Genomic DNA, 12,332 nt, shown 5'->3' with positions numbered 1-12,332 from the left:
GGTTTTAATTGGGGCACAGAAACCCGTGCGACACGCCTCCAGCCTGACGATCGAGCCACACCTGGGAGATTTTGAAGGGCTGGAGGATACCTACCTCAACAACAATAATCTGGTCATTCCCGTCAGCTTTTATAACTGGCCCCTTCGCGCGGCTGTGCAAGTCTTCACGGGCATAGAGCCCAAACCAGACAACCTGGGCGTGCTGAACGACCTGTCTACAGGTAGACTTTGCCAGCAGACGCTACAGCAAGCGCCCCTGGTGGAAGCTCTGGGGCTCAAAAGACCAGTACATTGAGGTGCCGGGTTCAGACCAGACGGATATGTCTACTCTTGTTTACTCAACGCTTAGCAACTAAATCCTTTCTTGGCGTTTAGCAGAACACAGAGCCGGCTCTTAATGAACCGGCTTTCTTTTTTAGTTCGCTAGCTATACATTATAGGGCTACTGCTCTTTTTAAATTTCTGGTGAACCCTGTAGCCCATGTCTGACGCCCATAAATCCGACCTGTTTCTTGTGATGGTTACGCTGCTTGCAGCCGTAAGCTGGATTTTCTCAAAAGAAGCGGTGCTGCTCATGCCGCCGCTGTTATTCATGGCGTTGCGGTTTCTGATTGCCGGTAGCTTTTTGGCGTTGTTCGCCTGGCGACCACTGACGCGCCTGAACGGCGATCAACTCAAGCGCGGTGTGGGCGTTGGGCTGGTGTTTGGCGTTGCCATGAGCTTTTGGGTGATGGGTTTGTTTCATGGCACCAGCCTGGGTGAAGGCGCTTTTATCACCAGTCTGGGCGTGGTGATTGTTCCCGTAATTGCCCGCGCTGTTTTCAAGGAAATACAACCTGCCAGCACCTGGTTTGCGATTCCGGTTGCAATAGCGGGGCTGGCCCTGCTCTCTCTTCGTAACGGCTTTCAACCGGAGCCCGGCCAAATATTCTTCGCGATGGCCGCCACTGTTTTTGCGCTTTATTTTACGCTGAACACGCGCGCGGCAAACCAGCGCACAGTCATCAATCGCCAAGGTAAAACCGTTGAAAAAATTCGTATACCCGCCCTGCCCCTCACGGCCATTGCCCTACTTACCGTAGGATTGGTGACGCTGACCGAATCGTTTATTGCCGAACCCTGGAGGCCCACCTTCGGCGCGCCGCCACCGCTGTTGATCTGGTGGGTTCTCGCAAGCGCGATTGTGGGAACGGCCGGGCGCTTCTTTGTGCAAACCTACGCTCAAAGCCTGTCCACCCACAGCCACGGTGCCGTTATTCTGGTACTGGAACCTGTGTGGGTGACTCTGTTCGCGGCCGGGTGGTTCGGGGAAAACATGACCCCCATGCAGTTGGCCGGATGCGGATTAATCTTCGCAGCGCTTATCGTTAACCGCTGGAGCGCGCTGAGCAAAGCACTTAAGACGGCTCTCAGAAAAAGAAAAACCGGTTAAAAGAGGTTGACCAAAAACAAAGGAATCAGTATATTTCGCTCCGTTGCAGAACACAGGACCATAGCTCAGTTGGTTAGAGCGCTACCTTGACATGGTAGAGGTCCCCAGTTCGAATCTGGGTGGTCCTACCATTTTTTCAATACGTTACGTGGTACCTGCAACGCTCCTTTCAAAGCATTCCCAAAGCATTCTCAAAAGATTCTAAAAACCCTCGTTTGTACAATTCCGGCCTTTCTGGATTCTTTGCGCCATTACAAGCATTGTGGATAACGTTTATGGTATCAACCACAGTCCTCGCCGGGCTCAGATATTTACACGGCGAACACTTGAGTTGTGCGTTATCCTGACCGGACGCACCGAACCGCACAATGGACATCCCCTATGGCCGGCTCCAACAAAAAAGTCATCTACGCTGCGCTTGGCGGTAACTTCCTGATCGCGTGCACCAAATTTTTTGCGGCGGTGATAACCGGCAGCTCTGCCATGTTTTCAGAAGGGGTTCACTCTCTGGTCGACACCGGTAACCAGATCCTGTTGCTGTACGGCTTGAAAAAAAGTGCCCGGCCTGCCGACGAGCGATTTCCATTTGGCTATGGTAAGGAGATCTATTTCTGGAGCTTCGTAGTCGCCATTCTGATCTTTGCCGTGGGCTCTGGCATCTCGATTTACGAAGGGATCACCCACATCATCAACCCCTCCCCGATCGGGGATCCGATGGTGAACTACATCGTACTGGGACTGGGCATCCTGTTTGAAGGGGCCGCCTGGTGTTTCGGGTTCGTTGAATTTTCACGATCAAAGGGTAAGTGGGGCTATTTTGAAGCGGTTCGCCGAGGCAAGGATCCCACCATGTTCGTGGTGCTGTTCGAGGATTCTGCGGCGATCATTGGCCTGCTGGTCGCGATGGCCGGTATTTTCCTGGCAGACCACACCGGCATGTACTGGATGGACGGTGCGGCGTCGGTGATTATCGGGCTGATTCTGGGTGGCACGGCGATTTGGCTGGCGTACGAAACCAAGGGCCTGCTGATTGGCGAGGCAGCCAACAAGCCGGTAGTAGCCGGTATCCGCAAGATTGCCACCGAAACGCCGCAGATCAATGAGGTGAACGAACTCCTGACCATGCACATGGGCCCCGACTTCGTGCTCGTTAACCTGAGCGTCAAGTTTACTCCGCAAAACTCGGTGGCCGAACTGGAGCAGGTTATCGCCGACCTGGACGAACGCATCAAGCAGGCTTACCCACAGGTGAAGCGGATGTTCGTTGAGGCCGAGTCACTCAAGGCGCATGCCGCCAACAATAATTGATGCCTCAAGGACAAACGAAAAGGTGTTTGCTCTATACTGCCTCATCTAATTCATGCACCAATCTGAAGGTTTATTCAATGCGACTGGTTATTCGTTATTTTTTCCGGACGTTACGTCTCGTTCTCACGCCCTTTGTGCTGTTGAGCGAAAAGCTTGGCACTGGCAAACCAATGCAGCGCAGTGCCGATGAGCAACAAAAAGTGGATGCCGCCTGCGAAAGCCTGGCGCTGTATCAGTTTAAAACCTGCCCTTTCTGCACCAGGGTACGAAAGCAGATAGCGCGGCTTAACCTGACTATTGAAAAGCGGGACGCCCAACACGATAAGACGCATCGGGCAGATCTTGAACAGGGCGGAGGCAAGGTGAAGGTACCTTGCCTGCGAATTGAGAACCCGGATGGGGATGAACAGTGGTTGTTCGAATCCGGTGAGATCAATGACTGGCTGGAACAACGCTTTGGTAAAACCGCTTGAATCAGACCTGGTAAAACTCGCGGTACCAGTCTACAAAGTTTGCCATGCCCTCTTCCACGGGGGTTTCCGGTTTATAGCCCACGTCGTTAGACAGGCTATCGATGTTTGCGTAAGTGGCCAGTACATCGCCCGGCTGCATCGGTAGCAAGTTTTTCTGCGCTTTCTTACCCGTTCGTTTTTCTATGATTTCTATGAAGCGCGACAGCTCCACAGGATTGTTGCTGCCGATGTTGTAAATACGATAGGGAGCCTTGCTGGTGGCCGGATCGGGGGCTTGTGCACTCCAGTCGCTGTTGGGCAGCGCGACCTGATCAAGCGTGCGAACAACGCCTTCTACAATGTCGTCTATGTAGGTGAAATCGCGCTTGTGATGGCCGTGGTTAAAAACATCTATTGGCTCACCGGCAAGAATCTTTTTGGTAAATATAAACGGGGCCATGTCCGGGCGGCCCCATGGGCCATAAACGGTAAAGAACCGCAGACCGGTAGTGGGCAGGCCATACAAATGACTGTATGAATGCGCCATCAATTCATTGGCTTTTTTAGAGGCCGCATATAGGCTCAGAGGATGGTCCACGTTATCCTCGACAGAAAACGGCATCGCCTCATTGGCACCATAAACGGAACTGCTTGAAGCAAAAACCAGATGCTTCACCGCGTTATGGCGACATCCCTCCAGAATATTCATGAAGCCCACAAGATTGGACTCCACATAGGCGTTGGGATTTTCCAATGAGTACCGAACACCCGCCTGGGCGGCGAGATGCACAACGCGTTCGGGGCGATGCTTTGCGAAAATGTTCGCCATCGCAGCGCGATCTGCGACATCCTGTCGCACCTCTGTGAAGCGGGGATGGCCGATCAGGCGTTGCAGACGGGCTTCCTTGAGACTGACATCGTAATAGTCGTTAACGTTATCAACGCCGATGACTTCGTCTCCCCGCTCAAGTAACCGATACGCCAGTTGCGCACCGATGAACCCGGCAGTGCCCGTAACCAGAATCTTCAAGTTGTTGCTCCTTTTGCGACGCTTTAGAACGCCACGCCTGCACTGATGAACGGTCCGTCGATTTTTACGTCAAACACGTCACTGCCGTCTTCATAATCAACCGCAATCTGGCGATAGCCTGCGCGTAGCTGCAGCAGTGATAGGCTGTATTGGCCGTACACGCTGAAATCGCGCATGGAGTTCCCATCGAAACTGATGAAATTGCCCTCTGCTCCAATGGCCGCGCCGGTCAGCGGCAGGTCAAAGCGTGCTGCAATATAGCCTAACGGTATGACACCGTCTGCTTTGGTGCGGGTTTGTGTTGAATCGATTGTGTTCCTTACCTGCAAATCACCCGAAAAGTCTCGCACTGTCACGCCCAGATCAAGATTTACCCAGTTGTCGAGTATCTCGTAATACAGGGTAAGATCGAGCTGCTCAAGATCCAGCTCAGAATAAACAGAGCCGGGGCTTACGGTATCGTATGGGGTTGCCAGGGTTCCACGGCCACTTTGCTGAACCAGCGTGTATGCCAGGCGCACATTGGGCAGCAAGGGTACCGGGTGCTCCAGGTAAATGCTGGCGTTAGCGTTGCCGTCGCCTTTCAGCCCTAAATCGTCATTCACGTCAACCGAGTTATTACCCGAGGCCACGTTACCGGACATGTCAGAATCCCAGTAGCTCAGACTGGCACCCAGCCCAACCACGTCGGCGTGCGCCAAGGGGATTGCAAAAGGAGTTGCCAGAACAAGAGAGCTGCCTATTGCAAGTGTCAGTTTACGCATGGTGCACCTGTGTCGTTATTGTCGATGTGAATGTCGTTAATAATCACTGGAAGCGGATACCGAGCCGGCGACCAACTTCCTCATAAGTTTCTATCACGTCGCCCAGACCCTGGCGGAAGCGATCCTTGTCCATTTTTTTACGGGTTTCCTTGTCCCAGATACGACAGCCGTCAGGGCTGAACTCGTCACCCAGCACGATGTCAGTGCTGTCACCGCTGCTGCGACCGAACTCAAGTTTGTAGTCCACCAACAACATTCCGGCTTCATCAAACAAGGCTTTCAATACGTCATTGACTTTGTAAGTGAGCTTTTTCATCTGTGTAAGCTCAGCCTCACTGGCCCAGCTGAAGCTGACGGCGAGAGACTCGTTCACCATTGGATCGTGCAGAGCGTCATTTTTCAAAAACAGCTCATAGGTCGGCGGGTTCAGTTCCTGCCCCTCTTCCACGCCCAACCGGCGGCATAAGCTTCCAGCAGAGACATTTCGAACCACACATTCTACCGGGATCATATCCAGTTTTTTCACGAGGGTTTCTGTCGCTGACAACAAGCCCTCGAAGTGTGTCGGTACGCCGGCAGCCTCAAGCTTTTCCATGATGAACGCATTAAAGCAGTTATTTACCATGCCTTTGCGATTCAGTTGTTCTTTCTTTTCGCCATCAAACGCTGAGGTGTCGTCCCGGAAAACCAAAACAAAGCGCTCCGGATCGTCAGTGCGAAACACAGACTTGGCCTTGCCTGCGTAGAGTTCTTCACGTTTTTCCATTCGTAAGTCTCCGAAACGGAGGCCCGCACCGCGAGCGCCCCTTCTGAATCAGTACAGGTAATCAAATAGCTGTGTCAGCAGATCTTCAGCTGTTCGATCATCACTGTAATTTTTGGCTGCTTCCGCCGTAACGTATACCTGGCCGTTTCGCCTGGTCAGGTTGACCGTGTGGGTGTGGCGAGGTTTTTCTTTATCACTGAACCAGCTGAACCAGCCCGGGTCGCGCTCGTCGGCGGTGCGAAAATCGACAAAAAGCCAGCCTTCACTCCGGTTGAGATCAACCACAGCAATATCCGACTCGGCAAGCGCCCGATTCACTTCGGCCCAGGAACGACCGTAGTCCAGATCCATTTGAATAGCGTTCGCCGTGTCATTTTCAGACAAAAGTTTCACCAGGGGTTTCGCAACCATTACTGACGCGGCCCGGGAGACAGATTTGCTTTCTTCCCGAGCCTTCAGGAATTCCCCAAGCCCCGCAAGCAGGCGTTTTTGCAACGCCAACTCTTCCACTGAAGGGTCCGCGACGCCACGCCAGGAAATGAGCTCAGTAGGCCAGGACGCCCCCTCTTCTGACACGTTTTCCGAGGTAAGTTTACGCACCTGAATTTCGGTGGTTTTCCGACGCACGCCCGGCGCAACACGTACCTGCAGCACTGCCTTGGGTTCGGCAGCGGTTGCCTCGGCAGAGGTGTTGGGAAGCTCCAGAAGTTCCCGCGCCCGCATGCTGAAGTTCGCCAATTCACTTTGCTGCAAACCCAGCTGTGGATTGTCATAGGCAACGCCCAGACCCTGCTCGTTCATGTAGGCGGTTACCACTGGCCAGATACGACCGGGTACGTCGTTTACCAACAACCATGCGCGGCCATCCAGCTCCTCAACCACGTAGTTTTCGTCGAGAATTTCCGAGGTCATGTCAGGGGGGGAAGGAATATCAGACGGATACATTTTGCTGGCATCTGCCAGATCTATCCCACGAATGGGCATTACCTCATTGAAACGGGAAGGATCTGCCGTTTCCGGCAAAGCCAGCGCTCCCCCTTCCTTTGCATCGACATAACGTTCTGAGCGGTCGTCAATCAGGCTACAACCGGCCGTCGCGACGACCAGTAGCAATCCGGATGCAACCACAATAGGTCGGAACGCACTGGATTTACGGGTTCCTGAAAGAACCGGCATTGGCCTACTCTCTATGTGGGTTTGTTTCAGGGTGGGTATCTGCAAACTCAGAGTATACCCGAAGCTTTCATTGCTTCTTCAAGCTCGGCGTGGAATTTTTCGCTGAACGGCGTCAACGGAAGCCGGATACCTTCACCAATCATACCCATGCGCTGCAACGCCCATTTTACCGGGATGGGGTTCGCCTCGAGGAACAACTTTCGGTTCAGGGGCATCAGCAATTCATTCAGGCGCTCGGTTTCTTCGCGGTTGCCGGCAATGGCAGCGGCGCAGAGCTGGGACATGCCTCTGGGCGCAACGTTCGCGGTAACCGACACGTTGCCTTGCCCGCCCGCCAGAATCAGTTCTGCCGCAGTGGCGTCGTCGCCGGAATACACCGCCAAACGCCCATCAAGAGCGGCAATGAGTTCAGCGCCACGGGGAATATTGCCGGTGGCGTCCTTGATAGCAACGATATTGGGGATATCAGCCAATCGCAAAACGGTTTCATTCAGCATATCGCAGGCCGTGCGACCCGGCACGTTATAGAGCATCTGGCTCAGACCCGGCACCGCTTCAGCAATGGCTTTGTAGTGTTGGTACAGGCCTTCCTGGGTAGGTTTGTTGTAGTAAGGCACAACCAGCAAGCAAGCGTCTGCACCGAGCTTGTAGGCTTCGGTCGTCAACTCAATGGCTTCTCGCGTGCTATTGCCGCCCGAACCCGCAATAACGGGAATTCGCCCGTCAACGCGTTTGATAATATGACCCATTACCCGGCAGTGCTCTTTCTGATCGAGCGTTGCGGATTCGCCGGTGGTTCCCACAGCAACGATACCGTCAGTACCGTTCTCCAGATGAAAGTCCACCAGTTTGTCCAGATCCTCCCAGTGAATGTCACCGTTTGGATGCATGGGCGTGACCAGTGCTACAAGGCTACCCGTAATCATAAATGCTCCGTGCGAGTAAAACGGATATGGTAATGTTGGGCACGAGCTGACACAAGGGAATTAAAGGAGATGTCATGTCATCTGTTGAACTGAAGTGCTTGGGGCTGTTAACGCACTCTGATAAGTGCGCTGATTAAATTCGGTCTGGTGCGGTGGAAGGATAGGCCTCTTTCACCGGCCAGGCCGACGACACGGCCTTCAGCACTGTTGCCAGTGGGATGGCGAAGAACACCCCCCACAAGCCCCAAATGCCGCCAAAGAACAAGACAGCGACAATAATGACGACCGGGTGCAAATTGTTTACTTCCGAAAACAACACCGGCACTAGCACGTTCCCGTCCAAACCCTGAATAATGCCATATATCACCATCACCCAGATAAAGTGGCTACCCCAACCGAAAGCAAACAGCGCAATCACCGCAACCGGGATGGTCACAACGGCAGCACCGATATACGGGATAACAACGCTCAGGCCGACCAAAAGCGAAAGCAGAGCGGCATAGGGCACGCCCATAAGCTTGAGCGAGATGTAGGTTGCACCACCAACTATAAGAATTTCAAGCGCTTTACCCCTCACATAGTTGGCACATTGAAGGTTCACTTCGTGCCAGACTTTCAGCATCATCGGGCGCTGGATTGGAAGCAAACCGGAAATGGAGCCCAACAGAACTTGACGGTCTTTCAGGAAGAAAAACACAAGTATGGGCACAAGAACCATGTAAATCAGCAGCGCCACCAGATCAGGAATACTCGACAGCGAGAAGGACACTAACCACTGGGTCAGGTGCCCTACTTCGGTATTCACCTGCTGATAAAGGCTGCTCACTGCCTCAGCCGAGATCAGGTGGGGGTACTCTTCGGGCAACAGTTCAAGATAGGACTGCAGCTCGCCTATGATTCGGGGCGCCTCACCCGCAAGAGCACTGACCTGAGTCCATATCAGCGGTAACAGACCAAAAATGAAGCCAACCAGAACGCCGAGAAATACCAGGAACACGGTCAATATCGCGATGCCCTCGGGCACCCCCAGTGAGTGCAACCGCGTCACAAGCCCCTGCAAAATAAACGCAACGATGAGCGACGCAATCACCGGGGCGAGCATGGCACCAAACCAGATAACAAAAACGGTGCCAATCACCAGAATCAGAAAAAGAATAACCGCTTCTTCATCTGAAAAGTATTTGTGCGCAAGACCGCGTAAAATTCTGTACATCAGAGACTCCGAAAAATTAACGGCCGCACTCTATCACAAACCGGTAACGGTCATCCGTTTCAAAGATGTCCACCAGGCGGTGGCGGGACAACTTCAGAAAGGCCGGGATGTCGCGGGCAGAGCCCACATCGGTGGCGATTACCTCAAGGGTCTCACCGGGAGACATACTGTTGAGTTCCAGCTTTGTTTTCAGCAGAGGCATTGGGCAATGGAGCCCGGACGCATCCAGTGTACGATCAACCATAAAAAAGGTGCACCATCGCAAGACATAGAATTCGCAAGCCGGCATTATGCCCCCAGTGATACTGTATTGCATCACAATACCTGTTAATGGGCAGATCCGGGTTTGCGACCGGAATTTCGACCGTCATCCGCTGTCACAGGGGTAGTTAGCACCAGGAGCACACTGCATTACATGAAGAACGTTCTTAACGAATTTCGCAGTTACCGAAAGCTTTCAATCGCTGTGGTTCTTGCGCTTTCGCTGGCACCGGGTTCTGCGTTCACCGCTCAGGAAACACAGCTACCAAACATTGGCGGAACCGGTGGTGGGCTTTTATCCGGGCAGCAAGAGAGCGATATCGGACAGCAGGTTATGGTGTCAATCCGACGCTCGGCGCCACGTATAACCGATCCACTGGTCTACGACTATCTTAGCTCAATCATCTACCGGCTGGTGCCCGCAGCGCCGCTGGAAAACCGCGATTTAACCCTTGCGTTAATTGACGACCCCGCCATAAACGCCTTTGCGGTGCCCGGCGGGATTGTTGGCGTAAACGGCGGCCTGTTTCTGAATGCGGTCACCGAGCAGCAGTTCGCGTCTGTGCTTGCCCACGAGCTCGGCCACCTGAGCCAACGGCACTTTGCTCGCCGCCTGGAGCAACAGGAAACCAGTACGCCACTCACGATTGCCGGGATGATTGCCGGCATTGTGCTCTCAGCGGTCACGCAATCGGATATAGGCATTGCTGCGATTGTCGGCACTCAGGCGCTGGCCATACAAAATATGCTGGCTTACAGCCGGTTGCACGAACAAGAAGCCGACCGCGTGGGGCTGGTCATTCTGGCAAGTGCAGGCATGGACCCCCGGGGCATGCCTGAAATGTTCGAGATCATGATGCGGCAAAACCGGCTGCAAGGACGTAATGTGCCGGAGTATCTTTCAACTCACCCGCTGACCCAGAGCCGGGTAGCCGATACCCGGAACCGGGCGGAGCAGTATCCTGATAAGAAAATCCGCGACGGCCAGGAGTACCATTTGGTGCGCAGCCGCTTGCAGGTGCACTACGCGCCCTCACCTGAAATTGCGGTGGGAACGTTCGAAAGCTACCTGCAAAAGTCGGGCGCTCAAAGTAACGAGGCCATTCGGTACGGGCTGGCTATTGCGTACATGAGCAATGATCAGTTTGAAAAAGCTGCTGTTATTATCAACGAGTTACTGGCTGGCAACCCCGGCCGGATAACGCTGCAGGTAACGCTCGCAGAGATCTTGATTGGGGAGAAAAAACTGGACCAGGCCCGGTCGCTGCTCAGGGAAGCCCTGAGCAGAAACCCCGGCAACTACCCAATCACTTCTACTCTGGTAGATGTTGAGATTGCAACGGGCAACGGCACCCGGGCCGCTGAGTACCTGAAACAATTGACACGCAGGATGCCACAACAGGAATATCTGTGGCTGCGGCTTGCAGAGGCTGAGGGCATGGCCAGGAACATCGTGGGTGTGCATCGGGCCCGTGCAGAATACGACGCACTGATGGGGGATCTGGAGGCCTCCCAGAGGCAGCTCAGGCAGGCTCAGGAGAAGTTGCCCGCAGGCTCAGCCGAGCGGCAGGTGGTGAATGAGCGCCTGGGAGAAATTACCAGTCGACTTCAGGCCCACCGTAACAGTTAGGTTCGGCAACCGCTCGACTCAGGCGTTGCCCACAGCCTTCAGATTCATCTCTGCCGTAAAATCCAACATGCGACGCAGGGGTCGGAGTGCGTTCTCCCGGGTTTGCGCATCGACAAACACTTCCTGATCGCCGTGTTCAATCACATGCAGCAGATTTTCCAGGCCGTTCATCGCCATCCATGGGCAGTGGGCGCAGCTTCGGCACGTTGCACCGTTTCCGGCCGTTGGCGCTTCAATGAGGGTCTTGCCGGGCGCGAGCTGCTGCATCTTGTAAAAAATGCCGTTATCCGTCGCAACAATGAATCGCTCGTTTGGCAGGGTCTGAACGGCATGGATCAACTGCGAGGTTGAACCTATGACATCAGCCAACTCAACCACCGCATCCGGGGACTCCGGATGAACCAGAACCGCGGCGTCCGGGTACAGAGCTTTGAGGTCTTCCAGACCGCGATGCTTGAACTCCTCGTGCACGATGCAAGAGCCGTCCCAAAGCAGCATGTCTGCGCCCGTCGTTTTTTGCACATAGTGGCCAAGGTGCTTGTCCGGAGCCCACAGGATTTTCTCCCCCCGGGCATCGAGATCTTCTACGATCGCCTGAGCACAGCTGGACGTTACAACCCAGTCTGCCCGAGCCTTTACAGCCGCAGACGTATTGGCATAAACCACCACGGTACGATCGCTGTGTTGATCGCAGAACGCTTCAAACTCATCAGCGGGGCACCCGATATCCAGAGAACAGGTTGCTTCCAGGGTAGGCATCAGCACTCGTTTTTCCGGATTCAGAATCTTGGCTGTTTCGCCCATGAACCGAACGCCCGCTACAACCACAGTTGAGGCCGGATGCTGATTGCCGAAACGTGCCATCTCCAGTGAGTCTGCAACGCAGCCACCGCTTTCCTCAGCGAGACGCTGGATGTCCGGATCCACATAATAATGCGCCACAAGCACGGCGTCTTTTTCCTTGAGGGCAGCCTTGATACGATTTTCAAGCTGCGCCTTCTCATCAGCGCTGAGCGACTTGGGCTCTGCTGCATGGGCCAAGTGTTCTTGCACAAGGATTCGGTCTTCAGCTTTCGTCATGTAGAGCTACTCTCAGTTACGTTCTGCCTCTGAGTATATCATTTCAGCGCTTGGTGAATCAGCAGGATCGAGTAGGAGGCGGGATTACTCCCGCCGTCCTCTCACACCACCGTACGTACGGTTCCGTATACGGCGGTTCATGGTCGGCGCTGAAGCCGTAATACTGTATCAAGCAACGACACGAGTCCCCATTGGTCAAAGACCTTCTTCGGCAAGGCCGCGTTCATGTGGGAGGCACCGCTGTTCCACCACGGTCCGCGACCGTTGGTGGCGCTGGTCCACGCCCGCACTTCC

The 12,332-nt window shown here is 54.1% G+C and carries 13 protein-coding genes, 1 tRNA gene and 1 pseudogene; 6 read left to right on the top strand and 9 right to left on the bottom strand.

The genetic code is table 11. The features are described from left to right. The first annotated feature begins 25 nt into the window (after positions 1–25). The 5 genes from ENI00_RS09180 to ENI00_RS09160 all read left to right on the top strand — a co-directional run bounded on the left by ENI00_RS09180 (position 26) and on the right by ENI00_RS09160 (position 3,213). Entirely contained in the window at positions 26–295 is a 270-nt protein-coding gene (locus tag ENI00_RS09180) for a hypothetical protein (protein WP_304101508.1), read from the top strand. Positions 296–481: 186 nt separating this feature from the next. Next, on the top strand, positions 482–1,432 hold the full coding sequence (locus tag ENI00_RS09175) for a DMT family transporter (RefSeq protein ID WP_304101507.1): 951 nt from the start codon (positions 482–484) through the stop codon (positions 1,430–1,432). 54 nt (positions 1,433–1,486) lie between these two features. Next, a tRNA-Val gene (locus tag ENI00_RS09170) sits at positions 1,487–1,563 on the top strand. Between the two features lie 250 nt (positions 1,564–1,813). Further along, entirely contained in the window at positions 1,814–2,740 is a 927-nt protein-coding gene (locus ENI00_RS09165; RefSeq protein ID WP_304101506.1) for a cation diffusion facilitator family transporter, read from the top strand. A 77-nt stretch (positions 2,741–2,817) separates the two neighbouring features. Beyond that, positions 2,818–3,213: a glutaredoxin family protein gene (locus ENI00_RS09160; RefSeq protein WP_304101505.1), complete on the top strand. Its 396-nt coding sequence runs from the start codon at positions 2,818–2,820 to the stop codon at positions 3,211–3,213. Position 3,214: 1 nt separating this feature from the next. Here ENI00_RS09160 and ENI00_RS09155 read toward each other — a convergent pair whose 3' ends face one another. The 7 genes from ENI00_RS09155 to ENI00_RS09125 all read right to left on the bottom strand — a co-directional run bounded on the left by ENI00_RS09155 (position 3,215) and on the right by ENI00_RS09125 (position 9,311). Then, on the bottom strand, positions 3,215–4,222 hold the full coding sequence (locus ENI00_RS09155; RefSeq protein WP_304101504.1) for an NAD-dependent epimerase: 1,008 nt from the start codon (positions 4,220–4,222) through the stop codon (positions 3,215–3,217). Positions 4,223–4,245: 23 nt separating this feature from the next. Next, on the bottom strand, positions 4,246–4,986 hold the full coding sequence (locus ENI00_RS09150; RefSeq protein ID WP_304101503.1) for a TIGR04219 family outer membrane beta-barrel protein: 741 nt from the start codon (positions 4,984–4,986) through the stop codon (positions 4,246–4,248). A 43-nt stretch (positions 4,987–5,029) separates the two neighbouring features. Continuing rightward, positions 5,030–5,752, bottom strand: coding sequence for a phosphoribosylaminoimidazolesuccinocarboxamide synthase (purC, locus tag ENI00_RS09145; protein WP_304101502.1), 723 nt, complete (start codon positions 5,750–5,752; stop codon positions 5,030–5,032). Positions 5,753–5,800: 48 nt separating this feature from the next. After that, positions 5,801–6,928, bottom strand: a complete 1,128-nt coding sequence (bamC, locus tag ENI00_RS09140; protein ID WP_304101501.1) for an outer membrane protein assembly factor BamC — start codon at positions 6,926–6,928, stop codon at positions 5,801–5,803. 47 nt (positions 6,929–6,975) lie between these two features. Then, positions 6,976–7,854, bottom strand: coding sequence for a 4-hydroxy-tetrahydrodipicolinate synthase (gene dapA / locus ENI00_RS09135; protein ID WP_304101500.1), 879 nt, complete (start codon positions 7,852–7,854; stop codon positions 6,976–6,978). 133 nt (positions 7,855–7,987) lie between these two features. Further along, positions 7,988–9,067 (bottom strand): AI-2E family transporter, encoded by a 1,080-nt coding sequence (locus tag ENI00_RS09130; RefSeq protein ID WP_304101499.1) that lies wholly within the window; start codon positions 9,065–9,067, stop codon positions 7,988–7,990. A gap of 16 nt (positions 9,068–9,083) precedes the next feature. Next, complete coding sequence (locus tag ENI00_RS09125) at positions 9,084–9,311, bottom strand: sulfurtransferase TusA family protein (RefSeq protein ID WP_304101498.1); 228 nt, start codon at positions 9,309–9,311, stop codon at positions 9,084–9,086. Between the two features lie 171 nt (positions 9,312–9,482). On the opposite strand from ENI00_RS09125, the gene ENI00_RS09120 reads away from it, so the two are divergent. Next, positions 9,483–10,958 (top strand): M48 family metalloprotease, encoded by a 1,476-nt coding sequence (locus tag ENI00_RS09120; protein WP_304101497.1) that lies wholly within the window; start codon positions 9,483–9,485, stop codon positions 10,956–10,958. Positions 10,959–10,976: 18 nt separating this feature from the next. Here ENI00_RS09120 and nadA read toward each other — a convergent pair whose 3' ends face one another. Together nadA and ENI00_RS09110 are read right to left on the bottom strand one after the other, a co-directional pair. After that, positions 10,977–12,038, bottom strand: coding sequence for a quinolinate synthase NadA (gene nadA, locus ENI00_RS09115; RefSeq protein WP_304101496.1), 1,062 nt, complete (start codon positions 12,036–12,038; stop codon positions 10,977–10,979). Positions 12,039–12,175: 137 nt separating this feature from the next. Beyond that, positions 12,176–12,332 (bottom strand): annotated as a pseudogene (locus ENI00_RS09110) (group II intron reverse transcriptase/maturase); the annotation flags it as partial.

Source organism: Marinobacter antarcticus (genome assembly GCF_011049865.1).
In the GTDB taxonomy this organism is placed as follows: domain Bacteria; phylum Pseudomonadota; class Gammaproteobacteria; order Pseudomonadales; family Oleiphilaceae; genus Marinobacter; species Marinobacter antarcticus_A.
Note: the sequence above shows the minus strand (reverse complement) of the source record. Positions and strands in the feature narration are given on the sequence as shown.